General features: G+C 39.2%; 26 protein-coding genes. 2 read left to right on the top strand and 24 right to left on the bottom strand.

The genetic code is table 11. The annotated features are described in order from the left end of the window. Positions 1-138: 138 nt before the first annotated feature. The 20 genes from IHV11_RS04525 to gpr form a co-directional block, all read right to left on the bottom strand. Positions 139-1,101 (bottom strand): PhoH family protein, encoded by a 963-nt coding sequence (locus IHV11_RS04525; protein ID WP_144698989.1) that lies wholly within the window; start codon positions 1,099-1,101, stop codon positions 139-141. Between the two features lie 5 nt (positions 1,102-1,106). Beyond that, the gene (gene yqfD / locus IHV11_RS04520; protein ID WP_197191448.1) at positions 1,107-2,297 is read right to left on the bottom strand and encodes a sporulation protein YqfD; all 1,191 of its coding nucleotides are present in this window, start codon (positions 2,295-2,297) and stop codon (positions 1,107-1,109) included. Between the two features lie 26 nt (positions 2,298-2,323). Beyond that, entirely contained in the window at positions 2,324-2,605 is a 282-nt protein-coding gene (gene yqfC, locus IHV11_RS04515) for a sporulation protein YqfC (RefSeq protein WP_197133196.1), read from the bottom strand. A 73-nt stretch (positions 2,606-2,678) separates the two neighbouring features. Beyond that, entirely contained in the window at positions 2,679-3,116 is a 438-nt protein-coding gene (locus tag IHV11_RS04510) for a hypothetical protein (protein WP_197191447.1), read from the bottom strand. Positions 3,117-3,118: 2 nt separating this feature from the next. Then, a complete protein-coding gene (gene floA / locus IHV11_RS04505) occupies positions 3,119-4,126 on the bottom strand; it encodes a flotillin-like protein FloA (protein ID WP_197133214.1) in 1,008 nt (335 codons plus the stop codon). A 22-nt stretch (positions 4,127-4,148) separates the two neighbouring features. Next, positions 4,149-5,480: an NfeD family protein gene (locus tag IHV11_RS04500; RefSeq protein ID WP_312035222.1), complete on the bottom strand. Its 1,332-nt coding sequence runs from the start codon at positions 5,478-5,480 to the stop codon at positions 4,149-4,151. A gap of 101 nt (positions 5,481-5,581) precedes the next feature. Next, positions 5,582-6,025 (bottom strand): GatB/YqeY domain-containing protein, encoded by a 444-nt coding sequence (locus tag IHV11_RS04495; protein ID WP_197193816.1) that lies wholly within the window; start codon positions 6,023-6,025, stop codon positions 5,582-5,584. Between the two features lie 20 nt (positions 6,026-6,045). Beyond that, complete coding sequence (gene rpsU, locus IHV11_RS04490; protein WP_066237650.1) at positions 6,046-6,219, bottom strand: 30S ribosomal protein S21; 174 nt, start codon at positions 6,217-6,219, stop codon at positions 6,046-6,048. Positions 6,220-6,364: 145 nt separating this feature from the next. After that, complete coding sequence (gene deoC, locus IHV11_RS04485; protein WP_197133218.1) at positions 6,365-7,039, bottom strand: deoxyribose-phosphate aldolase; 675 nt, start codon at positions 7,037-7,039, stop codon at positions 6,365-6,367. Positions 7,040-7,203: 164 nt separating this feature from the next. Further along, positions 7,204-8,556, bottom strand: coding sequence for a tRNA (N(6)-L-threonylcarbamoyladenosine(37)-C(2))-methylthiotransferase MtaB (gene mtaB / locus IHV11_RS04480; RefSeq protein ID WP_197133219.1), 1,353 nt, complete (start codon positions 8,554-8,556; stop codon positions 7,204-7,206). A gap of 5 nt (positions 8,557-8,561) precedes the next feature. Then, positions 8,562-9,314: a 16S rRNA (uracil(1498)-N(3))-methyltransferase gene (locus IHV11_RS04475; protein ID WP_197193815.1), complete on the bottom strand. Its 753-nt coding sequence runs from the start codon at positions 9,312-9,314 to the stop codon at positions 8,562-8,564. 17 nt (positions 9,315-9,331) lie between these two features. Beyond that, on the bottom strand, positions 9,332-10,273 hold the full coding sequence (prmA, locus tag IHV11_RS04470; protein WP_197133429.1) for a 50S ribosomal protein L11 methyltransferase: 942 nt from the start codon (positions 10,271-10,273) through the stop codon (positions 9,332-9,334). Between the two features lie 429 nt (positions 10,274-10,702). Further along, a complete protein-coding gene (dnaJ, locus tag IHV11_RS04465; RefSeq protein WP_197133223.1) occupies positions 10,703-11,815 on the bottom strand; it encodes a molecular chaperone DnaJ in 1,113 nt (370 codons plus the stop codon). Between the two features lie 173 nt (positions 11,816-11,988). Beyond that, positions 11,989-13,818: a molecular chaperone DnaK gene (dnaK, locus tag IHV11_RS04460; RefSeq protein WP_197191444.1), complete on the bottom strand. Its 1,830-nt coding sequence runs from the start codon at positions 13,816-13,818 to the stop codon at positions 11,989-11,991. A 34-nt stretch (positions 13,819-13,852) separates the two neighbouring features. After that, positions 13,853-14,425, bottom strand: a complete 573-nt coding sequence (gene grpE / locus IHV11_RS04455; protein WP_197191443.1) for a nucleotide exchange factor GrpE — start codon at positions 14,423-14,425, stop codon at positions 13,853-13,855. A 25-nt stretch (positions 14,426-14,450) separates the two neighbouring features. Continuing rightward, positions 14,451-15,476, bottom strand: coding sequence for a heat-inducible transcriptional repressor HrcA (gene hrcA, locus IHV11_RS04450; RefSeq protein WP_197133243.1), 1,026 nt, complete (start codon positions 15,474-15,476; stop codon positions 14,451-14,453). An 80-nt stretch (positions 15,477-15,556) separates the two neighbouring features. Further along, the gene (hemW, locus tag IHV11_RS04445) at positions 15,557-16,702 is read right to left on the bottom strand and encodes a radical SAM family heme chaperone HemW (RefSeq protein WP_197133247.1); all 1,146 of its coding nucleotides are present in this window, start codon (positions 16,700-16,702) and stop codon (positions 15,557-15,559) included. A gap of 73 nt (positions 16,703-16,775) precedes the next feature. Then, complete coding sequence (gene lepA / locus IHV11_RS04440) at positions 16,776-18,614, bottom strand: translation elongation factor 4 (protein ID WP_066396318.1); 1,839 nt, start codon at positions 18,612-18,614, stop codon at positions 16,776-16,778. A gap of 230 nt (positions 18,615-18,844) precedes the next feature. Beyond that, positions 18,845-19,198 carry a DUF3679 domain-containing protein gene (locus tag IHV11_RS04435; protein WP_197193814.1) on the bottom strand — a complete coding sequence of 118 codons (354 nt, stop codon included), beginning with the start codon at positions 19,196-19,198 and terminating at the stop codon, positions 18,845-18,847. 68 nt (positions 19,199-19,266) lie between these two features. Then, positions 19,267-20,376, bottom strand: coding sequence for a GPR endopeptidase (gpr, locus tag IHV11_RS04430; protein WP_197193813.1), 1,110 nt, complete (start codon positions 20,374-20,376; stop codon positions 19,267-19,269). Positions 20,377-20,532: 156 nt separating this feature from the next. On the opposite strand from gpr, the gene rpsT reads away from it, so the two are divergent. Further along, a complete protein-coding gene (gene rpsT / locus IHV11_RS04425; RefSeq protein WP_066291124.1) occupies positions 20,533-20,799 on the top strand; it encodes a 30S ribosomal protein S20 in 267 nt (88 codons plus the stop codon). 399 nt (positions 20,800-21,198) lie between these two features. On the opposite strand, the gene holA is transcribed toward rpsT, so the two are convergent. Further along, on the bottom strand, positions 21,199-22,224 hold the full coding sequence (gene holA, locus IHV11_RS04420) for a DNA polymerase III subunit delta (protein ID WP_197193812.1): 1,026 nt from the start codon (positions 22,222-22,224) through the stop codon (positions 21,199-21,201). Positions 22,225-22,510: 286 nt separating this feature from the next. Here holA and IHV11_RS04415 point away from each other — a divergent pair, with 286 nt between their 5' ends. After that, positions 22,511-22,642 (top strand): YqzM family protein, encoded by a 132-nt coding sequence (locus IHV11_RS04415; protein ID WP_082820577.1) that lies wholly within the window; start codon positions 22,511-22,513, stop codon positions 22,640-22,642. 36 nt (positions 22,643-22,678) lie between these two features. On the opposite strand, the gene IHV11_RS04410 is transcribed toward IHV11_RS04415, so the two are convergent. The 3 genes from IHV11_RS04410 to IHV11_RS04400 all read right to left on the bottom strand — a co-directional run bounded on the left by IHV11_RS04410 (position 22,679) and on the right by IHV11_RS04400 (position 26,130). Next, positions 22,679-24,967, bottom strand: a complete 2,289-nt coding sequence (locus tag IHV11_RS04410) for a DNA internalization-related competence protein ComEC/Rec2 (protein WP_255547247.1) — start codon at positions 24,965-24,967, stop codon at positions 22,679-22,681. Further along, positions 24,964-25,425: a ComE operon protein 2 gene (locus IHV11_RS04405; protein ID WP_066396327.1), complete on the bottom strand. Its 462-nt coding sequence runs from the start codon at positions 25,423-25,425 to the stop codon at positions 24,964-24,966. Before IHV11_RS04405 ends, IHV11_RS04410 begins: the two co-directional genes overlap by 4 nt. A gap of 69 nt (positions 25,426-25,494) precedes the next feature. Beyond that, positions 25,495-26,130 carry a helix-hairpin-helix domain-containing protein gene (locus IHV11_RS04400; protein ID WP_197193810.1) on the bottom strand — a complete coding sequence of 212 codons (636 nt, stop codon included), beginning with the start codon at positions 26,128-26,130 and terminating at the stop codon, positions 25,495-25,497. Positions 26,131-26,139: the final 9 nt, after the last annotated feature.

The following is a 26,139-nucleotide window of genomic DNA, read 5'->3' as shown; positions in this document are numbered from 1 at the left end:
GGTACTTCTCAATAAGAAAAGCTTAATTAATTGGTTTATTTATTCAATTTGCCACTAAAACCCGCTATACATACAAAAAACGAGACTGAGGATCATCCTTTCAGGCAAAGAAAAAAGACTCCAAAATGGATGGAGTCCTTAGTCTTCGTATGTTTCATATGCTTCAATAATTCGCTGAACAAGTGGATGACGAACTACATCCAATTGTTTTAAGTATATAAAATCGATGCCTTTAACGCTTTCAAGCCTTTTTTCAGTTACTTTTAATCCCGATTCTTTTCCACGAGGAAGATCTATTTGAGTAAGATCACCTGTGATGACCATCTTCGATCCAAAACCAAGACGCGTTATAAACATCTTCATCTGTTCTGGTGTAGTATTTTGAGCCTCATCTAGAATGACAAAGCTTTCATCAAGTGTACGGCCTCTCATGTACGCCAGCGGAGCAATTTCAATCGTACCTCGCTCGATTAGCCTTTCTGTATGCTCAGCCCCTAGAAGGTCATGTAGAGCATCGTAGAGAGGACGCAGATAAGGATCTACTTTTTCTTTAAGATCGCCTGGGAGAAATCCTAAACTCTCACCCGCTTCAACAGCTGGACGAGTAAGCACGATCTTTTTCATCTTGCCTTCTTTTAAAGCATTGACGGCCATAACAACCGCAAGATAGGTTTTCCCTGTACCAGCAGGACCGATACCAAATACGAGGTCGCGCTTTCTCATGGACTGCACATAATGACGCTGTCCTAGCGTTTTTACACGAATTGGTTTTCCTTTGGCAGTAACCGCAATATCCTCTTCATAAAGCTCACTTAATTCATCCAGCATATTTTTTTCTGCAAGCTGAACAGCATAAACTATGTCTCTTTCTGAAATCTTGATACCTTTTCGCACCAACTTCAGCAGAACAAACAAAGTCTCTTCAACCATTTCTGCTTTATTCAGTTCACCTGATACTAAGATGTCTTCTCCTCTAGTGACTATACTTACGTTAAGCTTGTCTTCAATCACCTTTAAGAAAGCATCATTAGGGCCAAAAAGCGAAGCTGCTTCTGTCGTATTTTCGAGTTGTAATGAATTAAGTCTTTTCGTTTCTGACAAACTACTCATTCTCCTTGTTGGATAGGTATAGGTTGTGCAGATGCAATATTTTCAATTACTTGGTAGAGCATCGTTAGTTTAACTTTACCATTCGAGACGTTTTGTTGCCAAACTTTTTCACCATTAATTTTTGCGTCTTCTGGCAATTTTTTTGAAAGTTCCTTCTTCGCCATCTTTTTTCCTACTTCAATTGCTTCGGCTTTTGAATAAGAACGTTTTACTCCATCTGTTTCCCTGATCTCTTTTTTTATATAAGAAAACGGCATTTTCCATTTGGCTAGATAAAGAGGTGATTCATTTAGTGTTTCCGTTTTATCTTTAAATTCTCCTTCTGAAAAACCGTATACAGGAACATTCAGTCCAAAGAGTGAAACATAATGCCTGTTTTTATATTTACCGGTGTAGGTTTGAAAGGAAGTATTTAATGGTACTTCAACTTCTGTTTGATACCAGACTTCTCCCCAAATTTCACCTTTCGCACTTACAAGCTGCGGCTTTTTTTCTTTTCCGATCAGACCTGAGACTAATAAAGATCCTTTTTTGACATAGTCGTTAACACCTACAATAGGTTGTCCCTTTTCAACGAATACGGAATGAATAACAGCCTCCTTTGTGGCAACAAGATGCCTCGGCCCTGTAACTTGCTTAGCTTCTGGAATCTCTTTTTCCACCACTTCAAACCGATAAGAAGTACCATGCTGAGTGACACCGATCCAAGTAACGTTATCCATCTTCTCTGTTAGATCTCGCTGTATCTCTCTAACATTCGGCAACAAGAAAATAAATTTACCTTTTGTTACTCCAAGTTCTACTGCTGCTTTTCTTAACTCGTATTCTGTCTTAGGATTTGCCCCCGTAACATTTATATTCCAAATCATATTAGATAATAAAAATAATAAAAAGATAAACGATAGCATACCAAGGATAAAACCGTTTCTCTTCCACATTCTTTTTAGAAGAAAAGGCGTCCCTTTCTTTTCTTTAATCCTAATCTTCAACTTGTTTTCTTTTAAGATCCCTCTTGCTTTTTGTACATCTGTGACAGATATGGAGACGAGTGCACGGTTGTTATCAAGAGGCTGGATATCCCATATGCTAATACCAGATTGAATACACGTATTGATAAATGAACTAGAATCTTGTCCAATAATCTCTACCCTTACATATCCTTTCAAATGGTTCCATTTCGTTTTCATCTTTTCCCTCCCTGTGCAATAAAGTCTTATTCGTTTTCGAAGTCGACAGAAGCGATCGTACCTTCTAATAAGATTTCTTCCGGTAAGATCGTTTTAATAACAAACTCGCTTCCTTTTATATGAAGCATGCCTTGTTTTAGCTTGAGTGTGAGTTGTTCATTCGAGAACGCTTTAACTCCTCTATGGTTCTCAATATATATGTGCAGCTGTCCGATCATCGTGATCCGGGGTAGATCCATCACTACATCTGCTGGTAGCTCAAGGTTTTGCATCATCCATTTATTCACTTGCTGCCGCAATTTGCCCATAAAAAAACCCCCTCTCTCCATTTTTATGAGAGAAGGGGGGAAACTATCACTCTAAATACAAGTATCTCTTTCTTTAAGAACGCTTTTGCAACGCTTTAGGCTTTGAAAGAATCTCTGACCATATGACTGCTTTTTGCAATTCTTGTTGATCTACTTTAAAATCGTTCATAATTTTATCTTCTTTATCTTGGTATCGGTTAGAGACTTTTTCTGCCTGTTTAACCTGACGTTGATTGGTTCGGCGTTCATATACTTTGTCAGCCATTTTCGCTGTTCCTATTTCAATCGCCTTTTCCGCTTTTTTCATTTCGTTGGCTGTAGGTTCAGCTGGCAAACCGAAAGGAGAAACGGTTTGTTTTGGATTTTCTCTATTCCGTCGATTAGGTTCCGCACGTTTTGTTTCCTTCATTTCTTTTTGGCGTTTAAAGACACTATACAAGCCGCCTGCGATCAGAATAACAAAAGCGATATTTGCTAGTAAGAGTTCAATAATCGCTTCTATAATATTCATACTTACAACTTCCGTCCTTTATCATCATTCTCTTTATCAGGGTTTGATGATTTACTGATCGATTCACGCATCGTCGTGTCCGCCATTATGTTCTTCATGTTCATATAGTCCATAAAACCCATGTTACCAGAACGAAGAGCTTCTGCTAATGCCATTGGAACCTCTGCTTCTGCTTCTACAACTTTTGCTCGCATCTCTTGTACTTTTGCCTTCATCTCTTGCTCTTTAGCTACCGCCATCGCACGTCTTTCTTCTGCTTTTGCCTGAGCGATATTTTTATCCGCCATCGCTTGATCTGTTTGAAGTTCCGCTCCTATGTTCTTGCCAATATCGATGTCTGCAATATCAATGGACAGAATCTCAAAAGCCGTTCCAGCATCTAATCCTTTTGATAAAACGGTCTGTGAGATCAGATCTGGATTTTCAAGCACTTTTTTGTGTGTCGCTGAAGAACCGATCGTACTAACAATCCCTTCACCAACACGGGCGATTATCGTTTCTTCACCAGCTCCACCGACTAGACGATCGATATTCGCACGAACGGTAATTCTGGCTTTTGCTTTCACTTCAATCCCATCTAATGCTACACCCGCAATAAAAGGTGTTTCAATTACTTTAGGGTTTACACTCATTTGAACGGCTTCGAGTACATCACGTCCCGCAAGATCAATAGCTGCTGCTCTCTCAAAGCTTAGTTCTATATTTGCTCGATGCGCTGCAATCAACGCATTTACTACTCTGTCAACATTCCCTCCAGCTAGGTAATGACTTTCAAGCTGGTTCGTACTTAAATCTAACCCTGCTTTTACCGCTTTAATCAATGGATTAACTACACGGTTTGGAATAACTCTTCTTAATCTCATCCCGACCAAAGTAAATATCCCTACTCTTACTCCTGCCGCTAATGCAGAAATCCATAACATGACGGGCACAAACGTAAATAATACAGCTAATGCGATTACAATCAACCCTATAACTACAATGCTGGCGATCGATCCGAATTCTAACATCTACACACTCTCCATTCGTTATTTATTCATTATTTTTTTCAATAGCTCTTACTACAACACGTCCACCAGAAACTTTAATGATTTTTACAGTCGTGCCTTTTTCAATATACGATCCTTCAGTCACTACATCTAAGAACTCATCATCAAGCTTTAAACTGCCAGAAGGGCGTAATGTTGTCGCTGTTACGCCAATCCTGCCTGTTAAATCAACTCGTTCTTTGTGAGATAGATAACCTTTTTCAGAGCTCGTTGAATCAAATAGTACGAGTTTTTTTAAAGAACCGTTATAACCAAATGATCGTAAGAAGAAGTAAGATCCAATGATTGTAACAACAATCGCAATTGCAATGGCGATTAAGATTCCTGTTAATGATCCACCTGCCATGATCAATCCTGTTAACACGGCCAACACCCCCAGTATACCGATAATACCACCTGGTAGAAACAACTCTAGGATCAGTAAGATCAGTCCAACACCAAATAAAATAATTGCTTCCCAACCGGCAAGACCGGCTATCATATGACCGTAAAAAAATAGCAATAATGATAATGCACCGATAGAACCTGCAATTCCAAAACCAGGTGTATAGAGCTCTAATACAAGACCTAAGCTTCCTAAAGATAAAAGAATAGGCACGACAACAGGATTTGTAACAAAACGTGCTATCTTATCCGCGAAAGTAGGATTAGACTCTAAAATCTTAGCATCCTCCAAATTCAGATGTGCTAGCAGTTCTTGACGATCTTCTGCAATTTTTTCTGCATATCCTACTTTTAATGCTTCACTGGCTGTTAGAGTAAGCAACTCACCTTTTTCTAAGCCAAGTTCAGGAATCTCAACGTCTGGGTCTACCATCGCCTCAGCATATATGGGAGTCCTCTCATTCAGCTCTGCTGCTGCGAGCATTTCCGCTTTCCAAGCAGACTCTGCTTTTTGTCCAGCGGTATTTCCTTGGCTATCGATCACAGCGGCAGATCCAATTGTTGTAGATGGCTTCATAACAATTTGGTCGGCATTTAAGGCGATATACGCTCCTGCTGAAAAAGCATTTTTAACCACGTAAGCTGTGATTGGAATTTCTGATTCTCTCATGACTTTTGCAATATGTAATGCTGCGTCTACTCGGCCACCAGGAGTATAGATCTCTAGAACGATATGATCCGTTCCATCTTTTTTTGCCTTTTGGATACTTCGATCTAAAAAAGCTTCAAGACCTCTTTCTACTTCATGTTCTACAGGTATGAAAGTAACCGTCTTTCCTTTACCTGCTGAGAATACTTGTGAAGTTGAAAGCACTCCATATATTCCCCAGATCAGACAAAGCATATAGATGAGCAGTCGAATCCTTTTCACAAACTAACACCCCCTCCACTCTATTTTACGTTAATTTGTGGAAAAAAGTTTCAAAAAATAAGAAAACGCCCTGTATAAATACAGAGCGTTTGTCATTTCAATTATGATAGTTGTTGCTGAACAATACGATTAACGAGTCCGCCATCGGCTTTCCCTTTAACTTTAGGCATGAGAGCCCCCATAACTTTACCCATATCAGCTTTTGAAGCAGCACCTATTTCAGAAATGGTTTGAGCAACGATTTCGTGAAGTTCTTCTTCTGTGAGCTGTTTTGGTAAATATGGCGTAAGAACAGCAATTTCATCTTGAAGTCCAGCGACTAAATCATCGCGGCCAGCTTTTTCGAATTCTTGGAGGGAGTCTTTTCTTTGTTTCATTTCGCGTACAAGAACGGTAAGCTCTTCTTCCTCGTTTAATTCACGCCCTTGCTTGATTGCCTCATTTTGAAGTGATGCCTTAAGCATGCGAATTACAGAAAGCTTCTGCTTGTTCTTGTCCTTCATCGCTTGTTTCATATCTTGATTTAATTCATTAAGAAGACTCATATTACTAACTTACACCCCGCTTAGAACTTACGCTTTCTTGCTGCCTCAGCCTTCTTCTTACGCTTTACGCTTGGCTTTTCATAATGCTTGCGCTTTTTAACTTCAGCCAATGTTCCATCTTTGGAAACGGATCTTTTAAAACGACGAAGAGCATCATCAATGGATTCATTCTTGCGAATACGTGTTTCTGCCATTTGTATTTCCCTCCCTCCAGACCACCCTTACATAAAGTAAAGATGCGTCACATATCTTTTGCCATTATAATATATCCTTGCAATACGGTCAACTCAATTTAAACAAGTTGGTCGGAGAGAGCAGGTAATTATTCAAAAACAGATATTAATAGTCTGAAGTGGATGTTCCGCCTTCAACAATTGCGATTCCTGCACTAGCACCAATACGAGTCGCACCAGCTTCGATCATAGCTAAAGCTGTCTCACGGTCTCTAACTGCTCCAGATGCTTTTACACCAATATTTGGTCCAACAGTTTTACGCATTAATTTGATATCTTCTACAGTTGCTCCACCAGTAGAGAATCCTGTTGAAGTTTTAACAAAATCAATTCCAGCTTTTACAGCAATTTCACATGCTTTTACTTTTTCTTCATCCGTTAAAAGACACGTTTCAATAATGATTTTAGTAAGTGCTTTACCTTTAGCTGCTTCAACAACAGCACGAACATCTTGTTCAACTAGCTCATAGTTTCCATCTTTTAAAGCCCCAATGTTAATAACCATATCAACTTCAGTAGCACCATTTTCAATCGCATTCTTCGTTTCGAACGCTTTTACTTCTGGAGTGTTTGCACCTAATGGAAAACCAATTACAGTACAAACCGCTACATCTGAACCTTTTAATTGTTCGAATGCTGTATAAACCCAAGTTGGATTAACACAAACAGAAAAGAAATTATATTTTTTAGCTTCCTCACAAAGAGTTAAGATTTCTTTCTTTGAAGTTTCAGCTTTTAATGCTGTGTGGTCGATCATTCTTGCAACGTTTAAATTGCTCATTTCAACAAACCCTTTCTAAATAAAAAAATTAAACAACGTTAGTATCATAACAAATTTTTCGACATAAATCGAGCATCTAAATTTTTTTTACAGAGAGGTACAATAAACACCCGAAACCCCTAGTATGTTTTTAAAAAAAACATCCTGGTATGAACGCCAGGATGTTAGCTTGATACAGCTTGCTTTAGGATTTCTTCCATTTCTTGTTTTACAAAGACACCTTTATTATAAGGATACCCAGCTTCAGTAATTTTCACTTTTACTAATTTCCCAATCATCTCTTCGTTTCCTTCAAATAAAACTTTAAGATAGTTTGGTGTGTATCCTACGTATAGTTTGTTCGTAGTGTCTTCTTTAAAAGCCTCTTCAGGAATTACTTCAACAACTGTATCTTCATAGTTGGATGCATATTCTTTAGCTAATTGATCTGAAAGAGCGATCAGCTTGTGAACACGTTCGTTCTTAATATCCTCTGGGACCTGATCCTCCATCTTAGCAGCTGGTGTACCAGTACGCTTAGAATAAGGGAATACATGAAGTTCCATAAATTTATGTTTCTCAATGAATCGATACGTCTCCATGAACTCTTCCTCAGTCTCACCTGGAAAACCAACAATTACATCTGATGTAATCGCAAGTCCTGGAAGTGCTTCTTTAAGACGGTCTAATCTTTCACCGAACATTTCCATTGAATATTTTCTTCTCATTCGTTGGAGCACAGTGTTTGAACCGGATTGAAGTGGTATATGCAGATGAGGAACTACTTTGTCTGATCTACCCATAACTTCAATCACTTCATCTGAGATCTGGCTAGCCTCAATCGATGAAATACGGATACGTTTTAATCCAGAGATGTTCTTATCAAGGTCATCTAACAGCTTCGCAAAAGAATAATCCTTCATATCTTCTCCGTATCCAGCTGTATGAATGCCTGTTAGAACGATCTCTTTGTAACCAGAATCTACAAGCTGCTGTGCTTGAGAAAGTACATCTTCAGGTTTACGAGAACGAAGGAGGCCTCTTGCCCAAGGAATAATGCAGAACGTACAAAAATTATTGCAGCCTTCCTGTATCTTAAGCGATGCTCTTGTTCGATCAGTAAATGCAGGAACATCTAGTTCCTCATATACACGTGCCTTCATGATGTTTGAAACTCCATTAATAGGCATACGTTCTTCTTTATATTGTTGAATGTAAGTGAGCATTTTAGAACGGTCTTGCGTGCCGACAACAACGTCAACCCCTGGAATCGCCATAATCTCAGCAGGCGACGTTTGAGCGTAACAACCTGTAACGCAAATAACAGCGTCCGGGTTCTTTCGAATGGCTCTCCGTATAACTTGTCTGCTTTTTTTATCTCCCGTATTCGTTACGGTACATGTATTAATCACATAGACGTCTGCTGTACTATCAAAATCTGTACGTTCGTATCCTTCAGCTTGAAAAAGCTGCCAGATCGCTTCTGTCTCATAGTGGTTTACTTTACAACCTAATGTATGAAATGCAACGGATGGCATATTGATCACCCCTTTAATTCAAAATGATATGATATAGCTGATAATAGATACAACGGCGCTGTTTCCGTTCTTAATATCCTCGGACCCAGCCCGCACAATACAAATCCATGATCACTTAACAAGGTTGCTTCTTTATCACTTATGCCACCTTCTGGACCGATCACACAAAGGATTGAGTCTCCTAAATCAGCTGAGCTTAAAGCAGAAGCAAATCTAGAAATTTCGTTCTGTTTTGCTTCTTCTTCAAATGCAACGATTTTTATCTTATACTGTTCTGCCATTTTTAGCAAATCAGAAAAAGAACCAGGATTCAAAATGACTGGAACCCGGTTTCTATGTGACTGTTCTGCTGCTTCTTTTGCGATTTTTTCGAGTCTTTCTTTTTTCTTAACCGCTTTTTTGTCATCCCACTTTACAACAGATCGGTCTGCAGAAAATGGAAAAAAGGATAAAGCACCAAGTTCGGTACCTTTTTGGATGATGTATTCTAACTTATCCCCTTTTGGCAGTCCTTGAGCAATGGTAACAGAGACAGGAAGCTCAGCACTTTTCTCAATATCATTGACGATTTTCGTCTCTACTTCGGTACCGTCGACCTCTATGATTTCACACAAAGATGTACGGCCTTTGTTATCACAGCAGATGAAATGGTCTCCTACTTGCATTCTCATCACCTTTAAGATGTGCTTGGCATCGTCCCCTGTAATCGTAACGACGTCATCTTTCCAGTTTTCTGATGAAACAAAGTACCTTTGCATGAAATGCACTTCCTATCCTATTCCTTATTTTGAGCAACGATCGCAACCCAATCTTCCATCTCTAGTACTTCTACAATCTTGAATCCGTGCTCTTCCAATTTCGCTTTGACATCGCGTTTTTTCCCTTGAATAATTCCGGACGTTATAAAATAACCCCCTGGCTTTAACACTTTAGCTGTATCTTCAACAAACAAGAGTATGATTTCTGCTAAAAGGTTCCCTACTACAAGGTCAACTGGGCCTTCAATCCCTTTTAAGAGATCATTCTGATCAACCTGCACTTTTTGGTTTACTTTGTTCAATTTCACATTCAAACGGGCAGAATTTACTGCAACTTCATCCAGGTCATACGCCTCAACTTTGTTAGCACCTAACATAGCTGATGCAATGCTTAATACACCAGATCCCGTTCCAACATCAATCACTGAATCACCTTCAGCAATATATTTTTCAATAGCTTGTAAGCTCATAACAGTTGTTGGATGTGTTCCTGTTCCAAACGCCATACCTGGATCAAGTTCAATAATAAGTTCATCAGAATGTACAGGTTTATAATCTTCCCATGTAGGAGTGATCGTGATCCGCTTTGAGATCTTTACTGGCTTATAATATTTTTTCCAAGCGGTCGCCCATTCTTCCTCATTCACTTCTGAAATGGAAATCGTGTTTGCCCCGATATCAATATCAAATTTCACAAGATTTGTGATCGATTGTTTGATTTCTTCTACCGTTTCACCTAAAAAACTGTTAACAGGTAAGTAAGCTTTTAATATTACACCTTCAGAGGGATAATCTGAAGGGTTCAGCTGATAGATTTCGCCAAATACGGATTGACGCTCTTTTGAGAGGTCATCTACATCCTCAATCACAACTCCGCTAGCTCCTGCCTCATGTAAAATATTCGATACTGGTTCAACAGCTTCCTGAGTAGTGTGGATGCTAATCTCTGACCATTTCATCATATCAACTCCGTTTATTAGTTTGGCTTTTAGAACATTTTATTGGTTATTACTTTGAAGCTTTTGTAAGTGTTTGATCTCCACTCCATGTGGCTCCCTTTCCGCGGGGCAGGCGGTGAGCCCCTTGCCGCTTTGCGCCGTTAAGGGTCTCACCTGTCTAGTTGCAGTGGCTAGCCCCTCGAGGTCAAAAGTTAAATGATCCAGAAGGCAAAGTACGCCTTCCTTGCTCATTCACCTTTTGCTTGTCGGGGCTGAACGAGCCACTTCCACTCTTCCGACTGCCCGCCTGTCCCGCAGGAGTCTCGCACCTTACGTTTCAATCAACCGCCAAAGATGTTATTACATACAAAACAAAAAGCTTTTAGAAAGAGTTCTAGAAAGTTTATCTAATGCATGTTGGTGCAAATTTGATTTTATTGCAGGTGAATTTTACTCGCCTTTAAATGCGCGTTTTACTTTGTCGAAAAATCCATCTTGTTGTTCATCTGGCATGCTTCCGCTGATTTCTGAGAAGTCGCGCAGAAGCTGTTTTTGTTTTTCTGTTAGATTTTTTGGTGTGATGACTTTAATTTGAATGTGTTGGTCACCTTGACCTCTTCCGTGAACGTTTTTAACACCTTTTCCTCTTAAGCGGAAATGAGTTCCTGTCTGTGTACCTGCTGGAATCTTCAACTTAACTTTTCCATAGAGTGTCGGAACTTCAATCTCATCACCTAATGCTGCTTGAGAGAACGTTAACGGCATCTCACAAAGGATATCGTCTCCATCACGTTCAAAGAACTCATGATCTGCTACTTGGAAGACCACATAAAGATCACCCGCAGGACCGCCGTTCACTCCTGCTTCCCCGTGTCCAGACATACGGATCTGCTGGCCGTTATCGACACCAGCTGGCACTTTAACAGAAATCTTCTTGTTTTTGCGCACTTTCCCATTACCATGACACGTCTTACATTTGTCTTTTATGATTTTTCCTGTTCCACTACAGTGGTTACATACTCGGCGATTGACAATACGGCCAAACGGTGTGTTCTGTTCAACATTCAACTGACCGCTTCCGTTACAATGTGAACACGTCTCAGGCTTTGTTCCTGGCTTTGCACCCGATCCATGACACGTTTCACAAGATTCTTCTGTAGGAATCTGTATTTCAGTATCTTTACCAAATACAGCATCTTCAAAAGATAGTCTAAGACCATACTGAAGATCGTTTCCTTGACGAGGACCGTTTGGATTTCTTCGTCCTCCTCCTCCACCAAAGAACATATCAAAAATATCGCCAAAGCCATCAAAACCAGCTCCGCCCCCACCGAATCCTTGGTTTGGATCGGTATGGCCAAATTGGTCATAATGAGCTTTCTTTTGAGGATCACTCAGTGTTTCATAAGCATCTTTTACTTCTTTAAATTTATTTTCCGCATCTGCCTCTTTATTTACATCTGGGTGATACTTTCTGGCAAGTTTACGGTATGCTTTTTTCACCTCATCGTTTGAGGCATTTTTATCTAATCCAAGTACTTCGTAATAATCTCGTTTACTCATATAGGACACTCCCGAATTCTCACATAAAAGTTATCTTACCATTGAATACCACCTGACTCAAGACGAAAACTGCAAAGGTTTTGTTACGTCTTAAGTCAAATTAACTAAAAATGTCAACTCAGAAAAAAAGTCAAAGTCAAGATGACCTGACTTTGACTTTTATCTGCTAAGTGTTACTTTTTATCGTCGTTTACTTCTTCGTAATCAGCGTCTACGATGTTGTCATCGTTCTTCGTTGATTGTCCTTCTGCATCGCCCTGAGCTTGAGCTTGTTGAGCTGCTTGCTCATAAAGTTTTACAGAAAGTTGTTGAACGATTTCGCTCAATGCTTCTTTTTCTTTCTTAATCGCTTCGATATCGTCACCTTCAAGAGCTTTTTTCAAGCTCTCTTTTGCTTCTTCAGCTTTCTTCACTTCAGCTTCGTCTACTTTGCCTTCAAGGTCTTTCAACGTTTTATCAACTGTGAAAACAAGTTGATCTGCTTCATTTCTAGTGTCGATCTCTTCACGTTTCTTCTTATCCGACTCTGCATTTTCTTCAGCATCTTTTACCATGCGATCGATTTCTTCATCAGAAAGTCCTGTAGAAGACTTAATCGTAATGGATTGTTCTTTGTTCGTACCTAGATCTTTAGCACGTACGTTTACAATACCGTTCGCATCGATGTCAAAGCTTACTTCGATTTGAGGCACTCCGCGTGGTGCTGGTGGAATCTCAGATAACTGGAATCTTCCAAGCGTCTTATTGTGTGCTGCCATTTCACGCTCTCCTTGAAGAACATGGATATCTACTGACGTCTGGTTATCAGCAGCCGTTGAGAACGTTTGAGATTTTGAAGTTGGAATCGTCGTGTTACGATCGATTAATCTTGTAAACACGCCGCCCATCGTTTCAATACCTAATGAAAGTGGTGTTACGTCAAGAAGAACAACATCTTTCACATCTCCTGCAAGTACTCCACCTTGAATTGCAGCACCAAGTGCAACAACTTCGTCAGGGTTTACGCCTTTATGCGGATCTTTACCTGTAAACTTCTTAATTGCTTCTTGTACAGCTGGAATACGAGTTGATCCACCAACAAGAATAACTTTATCAAGGTCAGATGGTGACATCCCAGCATCATTTAGCGCTTGACGAGTAGGTCCCATCGTACGTTCAACTAAATCTGAAGATAGATCTTCGAATTTTGCACGTGATAAGTTTAATTCTAAGTGCTTAGGTCCAGAAGCATCAGCTGTGATGAACGGTAGTGAGATTTGTGTAGATGTTACACCAGAAAGGTCTTTCTTCGCTTTCTCTGCAGCATCTTTTAAGCGTTGTAGTGCCATTTTATCTTGAGAAAGATCAATACCGTTCTCTTTCTTAAATTCGCTTACTAGATAGTCGATGATCACTTGGTCAAAGTCATCTCCACCAAGCTTGTTATCACCAGATGTTGCTTTAACTTCGAAGAAACCATCTCCTAGTTCAAGGATGGAAACGTCAAACGTACCACCACCAAGGTCAAATACTAAGATTGTTTGGTCTTCATCTTTTTCAAGTCCATATGCTAATGCAGCTGCTGTTGGCTCGTTTACAATACGCTCAACTTGAAGTCCAGCAATCTGCCCAGCATCTTTAGTAGCTTGACGCTGTGCATCATTGAAATATGCAGGAACTGTAATTACCGCTTTTTCAACTTTTTCTCCAAGATAATCTTCGGCATGAGATTTTAATTTTTGCAGGATGATCGCAGAGATCTCTTGTGGCGTATAATCTTTGCCTTCAACTGTTTCTTTATGATCAGTTCCCATGTAACGTTTGATCGACATGATTGTGTTCGGGTTCGTTACAGCTTGTCGTTTTGCTACTTCTCCAACTGAACGATCTCCATCTTTGAAAGCTACAACAGATGGTGTTGTACGGTTACCTTCCGGGTTTGGAATAACTACCGCTTCTCCACCTTCCATAACAGCTATACAAGAGTTTGTTGTACCTAAGTCAATACCGATGATTTTACTCATGTTTTTTCCCTCCATCATTCATATGTAGTCTTATCTACGCGTTTACTTTTACCATCGCAGGTCGAATAACTCGATCTTTTAACATATAACCTTTTTGCAGTTCCTCAATAACTGTATTGGATTCTGTTTCAGAATCTTCCACTTGCATAACTGCTTGATGCAGGTTGGGGTCAAACGTTTGACCGACTGACGGAATTTCTGTCAGACCTTCTTGTTTAAGTGCATCCGCTAGTTGACGATAAACCATTTCCATTCCTTGAATAAGGGTTTTGGTCTGATCGTTTGTAGCTTCAGTCTTCAAAGCACGCTCAAAGTTATCGAGTGCAGGTAATAACTGTTCAAGAAGACTTTGAGATTTATATTTAAGGCTCGCTGCCTGTTCTTCTCTTGTTCTGCGGCGGAAATTATCATAATCCGCTTGAAGGCGAAGATTTTTTTGGCTGGCTTCCTCAAGCTTTGCTTCTAGCTCTGAAATACGTTGTTGTTCTTCAGTTAGAGGTTCTTCCGTAGTAGATTCCACTTCTTCAACAACAACTTCTTCTGTTTCTGTTACTTCTTCATTCACATCAGTTTGTGTTTGATCTTGAGTGATGTCCTCTTTGTTCATGCTTTCACCTCCCTAAAGTAATCCACTAATTTGAAAAATCGTTTAATATGTTGGTCATTTCCTTTGATAATGAATCTAGTAATGAGATGACCTTTTGATATTCCATTCGGGTTGGACCGATTAATGAGATCGTACCTATATGTTTACCATGCATCGTGTAAGAGGCATTGATAACACTACAATTCTTCATCGCTTCATGCTCATTTTCTGTTCCGATCCTTATGGTAAGCCCTTTTTCTGTAGATGACACGAGCTTCTCCATTAAGTCACGCGTTTCTAAAAAATCTAGAAGCGGTCTAACTTTATCTAAATCTCGAAATTCAGGCTGAGAAAGCATATTTGTTTTCCCGCCATAAAAAAGCTTTTCCTTCTTGCTCCATAAAAGAAGCTGATCTAAGAATACGCCCATGTTTTGATAATCTTTAAGGTGTTTTTTAAACACCGCCGAAAGTTCTTTTTGTATCCGTGTGTTCAATTCTATCAATCGAACACCTGCAAGCCTTTCGTTTAGAATATTGACAAGCTTTTCTAGTTCTGAAGGTTCGATCGTATCAGGCAGCACAATCTGTCTGTTCTCAACATGTCCCGTGTTCGTCACAAAGATTGCCACTGCGACTTGGGAAGAGATCGGAATAATCTGCATGTGCTTTAACTTCATGTCTAATGCGTTAGGTCCTAACACTACAGATGTATAATTTGTCAGATCTGATAGAATCTTAGCTGATTGATCAAATAATGCCTCTGCCTCCTGGACCTTTTCTGTAAATAAAAATTCTGAATGACCTATCTCACTCTCTTTCATAGAAAGAGAAGGAAGCAGGTGGTCCACGTAAAATCGATATCCTTTTTCAGATGGTATTCTACCAGATGATGTATGGGTTTTCTCTAGAAAGCCAAGATCCTCCAAGTCCGCAAGTTCGTTTCGAATCGTTGCGGGACTGTAGGTAATGTCCTCTCGTTTAGAGATCGTACGGGAACCCACAGGCTCAACATGCTTAATATAGTCATCTATTAAAACACGAAGAATAAAGAGTTGTCGTTCCGTTAACATACCATCACCCCACTTGTTAGCACTCTTAAAGAGCGAGTGCTAAATCTATAATATAAGTTACCAAAAGGTACTCTCCGTTGTCAATCTAAAACTACACCAATAAATTCTTGGAAGACTTCGTTGCCTAATGGTCTTCCATCCTTGGTTAAAACGAGAGTGTCTTCTCGCTGTTCTAGCCAGCCTTTTTGAATGAGTCTTTGAATAGGTTCTTTATAAATATCAAACATGGATCTGCCATATCGACTCATAAACGTCGTATCAGAAACACCTTCCTGTTTCCGAAGGCCCATGAACATTTCTTCTTCCATCTTTTCAGATAGTGGAACCTGATGTTCTTCGATATACGGAAAACCATGTTCCGCGACCAAGTTCATATATTGTTTTAGTGGACCCGCATTTCTTCTTCTTGTTCCTTCAACATAACTGTGAGCCCCAGCACCTATACCAAAATATTCGTTATTGTTCCAGTATTGGAGATTATGCTTGCTCTCAAACCCTGGAATTGCAAAATTGCTGATCTCATATTGTTTGAAACCTTTTTTATCAAGTGCCTCAATTAAATATTCATACATGGCAGCTTCAAGCTCTTGCTCCGGAAGAGTCAACTTTCCTTTTTGAGCCAAGTTATAAAAAACGGTTTTCTTTTCGATTTGCAGCGAATAAGAAGAAATGTGAGGAACATCTAATGCTAATGCTTCATCTACCGATTCCTTAAACATATCCATCGTTTGGCCTGGTAATCCAAACATGAGGTCGATCGACATGTTATCAATACCTGCTTTTTTTGCCTCTCTAACCGTAGAATAGATATCTTCTTTGTTATGTGTTCTGCCTAATTTTTTTAACAAAGAAGACTGGAAAGCTTGAACGCCAACACTTAGCCTGTTAACTCCATTCTCTTTTAACACTGCAATTTTTTCTTTTGTTGTCTGCTCTGGGTTCGCTTCAACAGTGAATTCTTTTAGGGATCTGTTACCTAGCACTTCATTCACATCACTCAAGAACGTCTGCAGCTGCTGTTCGCTCAAAGAAGTTGGTGTTCCACCACCTACAAAGATGGTTTCCATCTCATAATCCTTGAACCTCGTCGTTGTATGAATCATCTCTTTTTTCATAGATTGTAGATATTCATCCACTGGCTGCTGATGAATAAATATCTTGTTAAAATCGCAATAATGACAAATTTGTACACAGAATGGAATATGCAGATACGCCGCTTTTAGCAAGATGTTCACCGCCTTTTTGTCTCATAAATTAGGAAAGACCGCTAGAATTGCCTTCGCGGTCTTAAGTTGCTTTTTATTTGTTGTTATTATTTGTATCATCCATACGAAGAACCGCCATGAACGCTTCTTGCGGAACGTCTACTCGACCGATGGTCTTCATACGCTTCTTACCTTCTTTTTGCTTATCTAAAAGCTTACGCTTACGAGAGATATCTCCACCGTAACATTTAGCCAAAACATTCTTACGTAATGCTTTAATGTTTGAACGAGCCACAATCTTCTGTCCGATTGCCGCTTGGATCGGCACTTCGAACTGCTGACGCGGAATAAGCTCTTTCAGCTTTTCAACGACTACCTTTCCACGCTCATATGCAAAATCTTTATGAACGATTACAGACAGTGCATCGATCTTCTCGTTGTTCAGTAATATTTCCATTTTAACCAGCTTAGATGGTTTATACCCAATCAATTCATAGTCAAGAGATGCATATCCCTTCGTACTCGATTTCAACTGATCAAAGAAATCATACACGATCTCTGAAAGAGGAATCTCATATAAAACATTTACACGGTTGTTTTCTAAATAATCCATCGTCATGAAGATACCGCGTTTCTTTTGACAGATCTCCATAATCGTACCAACATAATCGTTCGGCGTCATGATAGATGCTTTAACATAAGGTTCTTCAACTACAGAAATCTTCTGTGCTTCTGGCATGTTCGCCGGGTTATCAACAATGATCTTCTCTCCATCCGTCATCGTAACATTGTAGATAACACTCGGAGCTGTCGCGATCAAGTCGATGTTGAACTCACGCTCGATACGCTCTTGGATGATCTCCATGTGAAGCAGTCCTAAGAATCCGCAACGGAAACCAAAACCAAGTGCTTGAGATGTTTCTGGCTCATATTGAAGAGCAGAATCATTTAACACTAAACGTTCTAACGCTTCACGAAGATCGTTATATTTCGCTGTGTCTACTGGATATAATCCGCAGTAAACCATCGGGTTCATCTTTCTATAACCAGGCAGAGGTTCAGAGGCGCCTTTTACTGCACTCGTTATCGTATCCCCGACTTGTGTATCTCCAACATTTTTGATCGAAGCGGTTAAGAATCCTACATCACCAACCGTTAAAAAGTCTTTTTGAACCGCTTTTGGTGTAAACACCCCAAGCTCAAGTACTTCAAACTCTTTACCTGTCGCCATCATCTTAATCTTATCGCCGACTTTCACTGTACCTTCAGCTACTCGAATATACGTAACAACACCTCTATATGGATCATAAAGAGAGTCAAAGATAAGTGCTTTTAACGGCCCTTCCGGATCACCAGGTGGCGCCGGTACTTTTGCTACGATCTGTTCAAGAATATCTTGAATACCGATACCCGCTTTAGCTGAAGCAAGTACTGCCTCTGACGCATCCAGTCCGATAACATCCTCAATCTCCTGACGCACACGTTCAGGCTCTGCACTTGGCAGATCGATCTTGTTGATAACCGGTAATATCTCTAGATCGTTCTCAAGTGCGAGATACACGTTTGCGAGCGTCTGTGCTTCAATCCCTTGAGCAGCATCCACGATAAGCAATGCTCCTTCGCAGGCTGCTAAGCTTCTAGACACTTCGTATGTAAAATCTACATGTCCTGGGGTATCAATTAAGTGGAACGTATAAATCTCGCCATCTTTAGCTTTATATTGAAGCTGAACGGCATTCAATTTAATCGTTATTCCACGTTCACGTTCAAGATCCATCGAGTCTAACAGCTGCTCTTTCATCTCACGCTGTGTTAGTGCACTCGTTTCTTCCAAAATTCTGTCCGCTAAAGTGGATTTCCCATGGTCAATATGTGCAATTATGGAGAAATTCCTGATCTTAGCTTGTCTTTTTAATTTTTCTTCTCTATTCATTATACGTTCACTCCTACAATTTTAGGAAAAGTCACTAGCTTTGATTATAGCAATACAAAGTATCTGTTTCAATCACAACCTAAAAAAATAGGGTGAAGGCGCGTTTTACGTTCATAGTAACTTTTTACAAAATTTTATTCTGTTCATTTTGATCATTTTTAAATTCTATGGTGAATGGTGAAAGTCATTTAAACAAAAAGAACCGATAAAGGATAGAATCCTTTATGGTTCTAGGGTGAAAATACAGCTAGCATCTCACTAATGATAACACCAAATATAGAGATCATGACACCAAAAGCTGATGAAATCCACGATGTAAGTCTTTGTCCAAGTGCTGAAAACACATTGAACGAATCTATTTTACTTAACGTTTCTTGTTTCGCTTTTATATCATGACTTGTTGCTGAAGCAGGGTTTTGTTTCGTTTCTACTTGTTTGATTGAAGGATTTGAACTTGATTCAACACTTTCTTGTGAAGAGCCTTTTAGCTCATCCATTTCAAAGTGTGCTTTTTGAATACCAAATAAAACCCCAAATAAAAGAATAGTTACCAGTCCGAAACACTTTAACATAAATTTTGTCATGATCATTCCTCCATGTGGGGATATACGATTTCAATTTATGCACAAGCTTGTCCAAACATGCCTAAAACTTAATGTGTATAAGAAGAAGTATTTCCTTGATCGATTCCACCATGAAGAGCTGTATTTAAACCATTCGCCAAAACATTAGCCATGTCCTCAATAAACACATCAACTTCTTTAGGTGTGACCATCAAGTTATGTCCGATCGGCGCGAGCACTTCACGAATCAATCGAAGCTTTTCATCTTCTTCTAAGACACCAACAATTCCTAAGAACGATTTACGATGATCTTCCTCTGGCAAATCATCGTCAGTAAGTACTTTCTTTTCCCCAAACGTCATACCCGCTGGCAAGAGGGATTTAGAAGGTTTATCCTTCTCATTCATCTCACGCCCAAAGTGCTTGAGGATAAAATCGATCGTATCACTTGTGATCGTTGCCGCATCAACAACTGTGGGAATGCCTATAGAGATAACCGGTATACCTAACGTTTCTTTGCTAAGCTCTTTACGCTTGTTTCCAACACCCGATCCCGGATGGATACCTGTATTTGAAACCTGAATCGTAGCATTCACTCTTTCAATCGAACGAGAAGCTAGCGCATCGATTGCAATGACAAAGTCCGGATTTGCCTTTTTTACGATACCATCGATGATATCACTTGTTTCTATACCTGTAATGCCCATTACTCCAGGCGAAATCGCACAGACCGGTCGAAAGCCCTCTTCAACGTTTTCGGGAGCTAACTCGAACAGGTGCTTTGTGATCGTCAAATTTTCAACAACTAAAGGTCCCAAAGAATCTGGCGTTACATTCCAATTCCCTAACCCCACAACGAGACAAGTGTCATCCTGTTTGATGCCTTGTTCTTTTAAGAATGAATTAAAATCATGCGCGAATACTTCTTGTACGCGTTCTTGAAGTTTTGAATCTTTTTCACGAATTCCTTGAACTTCAAAAGTGACATACACGCCTGCCTTTTTCCCTGTAGTCTCTGCTCCCTTTTCGTCGATCTCTACTCTAACGATCTTGATACCATCTCTATCTTTTTCATGTATAATGACACCCTCTAGCGTGCTTTTATTAACAACTTCATCTTCTTTTAAAAGCATATCGTGCGCTTCAATAGCCAAATCCGTTCGCACTGAATAGGCTGACAAGTCTAAATCCTTACCCATAATCTACCACCTTCCTTTGTATTATTTTTGCCGCAACTCTTCCTTTTCATTCTTGTATTGCATTTAGAGGGCGATTTTGATAGAATACTTTGTGTCCTATTTTTTGCAACGGAAAGTAATTTTGTTGCTCATGGTTCATTTAGGGAGGTGAATGGATTGGCTAATATTAAATCAGCGATTAAACGTGTAAAAACTAACGAAAAGCGTCGTGCACACAACGCTTCACTAAAGTCTGGCATGCGTACTGCTATCAAAAACTTTGAAGCACTTGCAGCTTCAAACAATGCAGAAGGTGCTCAAGCAGCTTTTGTTACTGCTTCTAAGAAGATTGACAAAGCAGCAAACAAAGGACTTATCCACAAAAATGCAGCTTCTCGCCAAAAGTCTCGTCTTGCTAAGGCTTTAAACGGTGTTAACGCATAAATTGAAGGATGAAACCCGAAAAACGGCCTTACACCAATAGGTCGTTTTTTTATTTTGCAGAACTTTTTATAAAAGCCAGCTCATCTTAAGCAGATGAGCTGGCTTTTAGTATGTTTGTACATCGAAACTGTTACACTATGGAGTTCATTCATGTGCCACTTAAACTTCACATGGTATTCTAAGCATTAATTCTAGATTTTTCAGTATCAATTCTAGAAATTCAGGCGTTAATACGGCGAGTTTTTATGGTATTCCAGCGAGTTTTTAGCTTAATTCGGCGAGTCGTCATATCTAGTCAAATATTCAGCTTTTTATACCCTCACCCTTCACCTACAAAGTATTTTTATTCATAAAAAAAAACCTCTTTTTCAACGTTCGAAAAGAGGTTTTGAGACAAACTCATGAGCCTTGTGAGAGTTTTACGATTTCCAACTCCAGCAAGAGTATTTTGTCCATCTGGCCTGTTTTTAATTTATAATCGGTTTCTGCAAATTCATTCAGACAGTTACGAAGAAAAACTTCATGAAATCGATTGGCATGCTTTGCAGCCAACTTTACTGCGTAAGGATGTAATTTTAGTGAAGAAGCAATTTGCTTTTCTCCATATCCTTTCTTCTGCAGTTCTTTAACACCGTTAATCATTCTAAATTGCCTCGTAATCAAAGCGTGGATTTGAATCGGCTCTTGATTTTGTTTCATAAGATCATAAAAGCTTCTAAGAGCTTGTTCTGTTCTTTTATGCACCACATGATCAACTAATGCAAACACGTCATCTTCAAGAGTTCTAGCCACTAATGAATCCACGGTTTCCTTTGTGATAACTCCATTCACACCTACAAAGAGTGCCATCTTTTCCATTTCTTTCGCTAATACCGCCATATGTGTACCTAGCCTTGATAGAAGCAGTTGTATCGCTTCTCCATCGATGGAGACCTCTAAATTCACAGCTTCTTTTTGGAGCCATTTTTCAGCGGTATCATTACTAAGCCCTGAAACCTGAATCACTTCGGATTGCGCTTTTACCTGTTTTACTATCTTCTTTCTTTCATCGAGCTTTTCATGAGGAACTACAATGACTAACGTAGTATAATCTGCAGGATTTTGTATGTATTGTTCAAAAACTTTGAAATCGTGTTCGATTTTTGATTTTTCTTTAGCAGCAGTTAAAAATGTTGCGTTCTTTACAACGACAACGCGACGTTCTCCCAAGAACGGCATTGTTTCTGCGTCTTCCATTATTTCTTGAACCGAGATTTCATCCAAATTATGTACACTTAAGTTAAAGTCCTTTTCATCAGGAGACAAAAGGCTTGATATGGTTTGTATAGCTTCTTCCGCTAAATATGTTTCCGTGCCCCAAATCAGATAGATCGGAGATGTCTCTTTGTTCTTAATCTTCTTTTTTAACGTTTCTACTGTAAGCACCTTTTTCACCTCTATCTCTTATCCTATGAGGAACTAAGGGCATTTGCAAGCAAAAGAAGGAACAGCGCATATGTCTGTTCCTTCATTTATGATAAACACTAACACCAAAACGATATAATCGTTCGAGGCTAGCTTTAATAGGATATCCTATGCATTTTTAAAATATTGGTGACAACGAATCTCATCTTTGGTAAGTTTTAGATAAAACACATAAAAGAAAGCATTTTCAGTATGGATTTTTTAAAAATGTTAACGTATACTAAGGATGGATTAGGAGGGTTGTCACATGAACCATTTCGAAAAAGATGTACAGAGTAAGCGTAACGACCTTATTGATTCCGGCATGGGCTTTGTTGTATCATTTGGATTCTTTACGGTAATCTTCGCCATCGGAGTCATTCTAAAAGCAATCGCATAATACATAAAAAAAGACCGAATTGTTTCGGTCCTTTTTTTATTGTGCAGTTATAACTTTTAACCCTGCTTTATCTACCACAAATGAAATATCACCATGTTGATCTGTCCGAAAAATGAAAATATCTCTTTCCCTTAACCTCTTCAAAACTTCTAGAGCAGGATGGCCATACATGTTATTTTCGCCTGCAGATATAATTCCATATCGAGGAGAAACACTGTCTAAAAAAGATTCAGTTGAAGATGTCATACTTCCATGATGACCGACCTTGAGGACATCAGACTTTATTCTTGGAAAACTATTTATTACCTCAGTCTCAGCTTCTTCTTCTATATCACCTGTAAATAAAAATGTACGATCGTACACCTTCACCCAGAGAACGATAGAGTTATTATTTGAGGTACTTTCTTTGGCTCCAGGATGTAAAACTAAAAATAGCGTGTGAGCCGATTCCCACTGCATACCTTTAGCCAGTTTTACCACATTTATATTGTTTCTTGCTGCAGCGGTTTGAATGAGCGTCTCAATGTTATTTTCTGTTTGTTTAAGAGGTAAAAAAACATTGTTAACTTTCATAGTATCGAGTAAAAACTCTCCTCCACCAGCATGATCCAAGTCTCCATGAGTAATGATTAATCCATCTAAATGTCGAATACCTCTAGCTTTTAAGAACGGATATACTACTTCTTTCGTAACGTCATATCCTACCTCTCTTTTTTCCCAATCCTCTTGATTGAAAGAGACCGAGCCGCCAGTATCAATCAAATATACTGCTTTTCTGTAGGGTAGCTCAATGAGAATACTATCGCCTTGTCCTACATTAATAAAAGATACCGTTGCTTTTGGATTCACATATGGCAGTCCCCAATGAATGAAACAGATCAAGAGAAACGGAATAGTGATCACTATGCTGATACGCTTACTTATTTCCCACTTATATAGAAAGTAGAATATCGCAACAAAATACAGTACAAATATCCAATGATCTGGTCTTCCTAAAACAATAGACATCTTAAGAAATTGTGCCTTTTCCATGAACAAGACTGAAAAATTAAATAAGTATTCTATAATCTCTTTAACAATCAGAATAGCTTTTGGTACAGACAGAGAAAGTATCAGAATAAAAAAAGAAATAGGGAACAAAACCATCGATACGAAAGGAATGTATATGACATTGAAGGGAATCGACAATAAGGAAAACTCAAAAAAGTGATAAAGAATAATCGGAAAGGAAAATAAAGAACAGATAAAAGAAGTCATGATAAGCAATACAATAGCTGAAGAGTTTTCAAGAACGTATACAGAAGTGATCAAAACGAAGGTCATTAAAAAAGAAAGTTGAAATCCAAGGTCTAAAGCAAATGAAGGATCGTAGCTCAGCATCCCGATACATACAAATGACAAGAGGGTCACAGGGTGCACTTTTCTTCTAAACATCATGATTACTATCACGATCATGCCCATCATACCCGCTCTTATAATGGAGCTCTCAGCTCCTGTTAGAACAATGTAGATCGGCAAGAAGAGAATGATTAGGGTGTAGGCTACTTCTATTACCACACCTAGCCGAACAAGGAATAAATACAAGAAGTAAGTTACAATTCCAACATTGAATCCTGAGACTGCTAATAGATGCGTCAGTCCTAGTCCTTGATAATGCTGAAGTGTTTCTGCTTCTATTCCATCTCTATAACCAAAAAGTAAGGCGTTCATCAACCCTGCTGTATTTTTAGAGAAATGACTTTCTAACTCTTTAATACTCTTGCTTCTCCAAGTATTTATTTGTTCAAGAACACTTGGATCACCTGCTTCTTTACAGTGATCCAAATCAAACTCAGTCGTTCTTAAGGTCCAATAGATATTGTCGATCCTCAAATACTCACGATAATCCATTCCATAAAAATGGCTATTCCTCCTGGGTTCCTGAAGTTTCCCCTTTAAAGGGCAAGTCAAATTTATACGAAGATTTCTGAGCTGGTCCTTTTCAGTTGCTGATTTAATTTTATGATGAACAACAATCGTTTCATCAAAGGTTACAAATTCAAAACTTAGCAGGTTTCCGTCTATTTTGGGGATTGATTTTACCTTGCCTGTAAATATCATTTGTTCCTCTGGAAGCTTTGAGAAACTTTTAGTGTTATCGTACTGAGAATAAATAAAGAAGATTGGGAGAAAAACGAGGATGTATACTGATTTTTTTCTGATCTGTAAAACCATAACGATAACCAGGAAAGCCGTAACAACTAACCCGGTTATCGAAGAGTTCTGAGAAAGCCAGATCCCATAAAATGCAGAGCATGCACTCAAGACGGCATGTCTAGGGTTCATGCTTTATGAGTAAGAAATGTTGAAGGCAAGAAGTTCATCTCCACTTTCTCAACGATTACTCCCGCTTCTTTAAACTGTTCAATGCTATAGGGGTGATTTTTATAGTCCTGACCATAATATATTTTTTTAATACCGCTTTGAATGATTGATCTGCAACAATGCAAACAAGGAAAGTGGGTCACGTACATTTCGGCACCTTCTGTCGGTACACCGAACTTCGCACATTGCAGTAGAGCGTTCATCTCTGCATGAATGGTCCTTACACAATGACCATCTATTACATAGCAGCCTTCATCAATACAATGAACACCACCTGAGATCGAGCCGTTATACCCTCCAGCGATAATCCGTTTATCTCTTACGATTGTTGCTCCTACAGCTAATCTGGTGCACGTACTTCTAAGTGCAAGCAATTGGCTCTGTGCCATATAATATTCGTTCCACGATATTCGCTGCAACGCTAAACGCCTCCTCTATTTCTATATCCTAAGTGTAGTATTCGTATTTTAATGGGTCAATAAAAACCCTTAATCAAAACGAATTTGATCTTTCCATTGTTCAATCGTCTTTTCTCCTATTCCTCTTACTTCTAATAACTGTTCTAAGGAGGTAAAAGGACCGTTCTCTTCACGATAGGAAATAATGCTTTGCGCTTTTGCAGGACCCACTCCATTTAGAGTTTGGAGCACCGTTTCATCAGCAGAATTGATGTTAACTAGCGTGCTGTTTTCTTCCACAGGATTACTTGATGCTGGCTGCAACTCATACTTTTCACCTTTCTCAGCTACATACACGATCATCTCATCGGAAATTTTTAACGCTTGATTGACCGAACGAACCTCCGCTCCATCTTTAAAGCCCCCTGCCATCTGTATAGCATCCAACACTCGGTCTCCTTCTTTCAATTCGTATACGCCTGGACGCTTTACACTTCCCTGGACATCGACCATAATTTCAGCCTCTTTTTGGATCTTATCTTCCTTCTTTCGTTTAGGCTTATCAGTGTGAATTGGCGATTCCGATTCCATTTGTATAGGTATCTGTGAAGTTATAGGCATATTTGGTTCACTTTGAAAATAATTGAATAGAGATACAATTATTGCAAGGATGAGCAGTATACCACCACTAATAATCCAGTTCATATGTCGCTTTAACTTTTCCATAAATTCACC

The organism is Fictibacillus sp. 26RED30 (assembly GCF_015903845.1).
GTDB classification, from domain to species: domain Bacteria; phylum Bacillota; class Bacilli; order Bacillales; family Fictibacillaceae; genus Fictibacillus; species Fictibacillus phosphorivorans.
This window is presented reverse-complemented; position numbering and strand designations above follow the sequence as displayed.

Excerpts from the sequence above, each read along its gene's own strand:
- gpr (WP_197193813.1), bottom strand. The coding sequence starts at position 20,376 with ATGGGTAAGGATTTAGACTTGTCAGCCTATTCAGTGCGAACGGATTTG.
- IHV11_RS04410 (WP_255547247.1), bottom strand. The coding sequence starts at position 24,967 with ATGAACCCTAGACATGCCGTCTTGAGTGCATGCTCTGCATTTTATGGG.
- prmA (WP_197133429.1), bottom strand. The coding sequence starts at position 10,273 with ATGAAATGGTCAGAGATTAGCATCCACACTACTCAGGAAGCTGTTGAA.
- IHV11_RS04435 (WP_197193814.1), bottom strand. The coding sequence starts at position 19,198 with ATGACAAAATTTATGTTAAAGTGTTTCGGACTGGTAACTATTCTTTTA.
- IHV11_RS04475 (WP_197193815.1), bottom strand. The coding sequence starts at position 9,314 with ATGCAAAGGTACTTTGTTTCATCAGAAAACTGGAAAGATGACGTCGTT.
- floA (WP_197133214.1), bottom strand. The coding sequence starts at position 4,126 with ATGTTAGAATTCGGATCGATCGCCAGCATTGTAGTTATAGGGTTGATT.
- yqfC (WP_197133196.1), bottom strand. The coding sequence starts at position 2,605 with ATGGGCAAATTGCGGCAGCAAGTGAATAAATGGATGATGCAAAACCTT.
- dnaK (WP_197191444.1), bottom strand. The coding sequence starts at position 13,818 with ATGAGTAAAATCATCGGTATTGACTTAGGTACAACAAACTCTTGTATA.
- hrcA (WP_197133243.1), bottom strand. The coding sequence starts at position 15,476 with ATGTTAACGGAACGACAACTCTTTATTCTTCGTGTTTTAATAGATGAC.
- IHV11_RS04510 (WP_197191447.1), bottom strand. The coding sequence starts at position 3,116 with ATGAATATTATAGAAGCGATTATTGAACTCTTACTAGCAAATATCGCT.
- IHV11_RS04415 (WP_082820577.1), top strand. The coding sequence starts at position 22,511 with ATGAACCATTTCGAAAAAGATGTACAGAGTAAGCGTAACGACCTTATT.
- grpE (WP_197191443.1), bottom strand. The coding sequence starts at position 14,425 with ATGAACAAAGAGGACATCACTCAAGATCAAACACAAACTGATGTGAAT.
- deoC (WP_197133218.1), bottom strand. The coding sequence starts at position 7,039 with ATGAGCAATTTAAACGTTGCAAGAATGATCGACCACACAGCATTAAAA.
- dnaJ (WP_197133223.1), bottom strand. The coding sequence starts at position 11,815 with ATGAGTAAACGAGATTATTACGAAGTACTTGGATTAGATAAAAATGCC.
- mtaB (WP_197133219.1), bottom strand. The coding sequence starts at position 8,556 with ATGCCATCCGTTGCATTTCATACATTAGGTTGTAAAGTAAACCACTAT.
- rpsU (WP_066237650.1), bottom strand. The coding sequence starts at position 6,219 with ATGGCAGAAACACGTATTCGCAAGAATGAATCCATTGATGATGCTCTT.
- IHV11_RS04400 (WP_197193810.1), bottom strand. The coding sequence starts at position 26,130 with ATGGAAAAGTTAAAGCGACATATGAACTGGATTATTAGTGGTGGTATA.
- lepA (WP_066396318.1), bottom strand. The coding sequence starts at position 18,614 with ATGAATAGAGAAGAAAAATTAAAAAGACAAGCTAAGATCAGGAATTTC.
- yqfD (WP_197191448.1), bottom strand. The coding sequence starts at position 2,297 with ATGAAAACGAAATGGAACCATTTGAAAGGATATGTAAGGGTAGAGATT.
- IHV11_RS04495 (WP_197193816.1), bottom strand. The coding sequence starts at position 6,025 with ATGAGTCTTCTTAATGAATTAAATCAAGATATGAAACAAGCGATGAAG.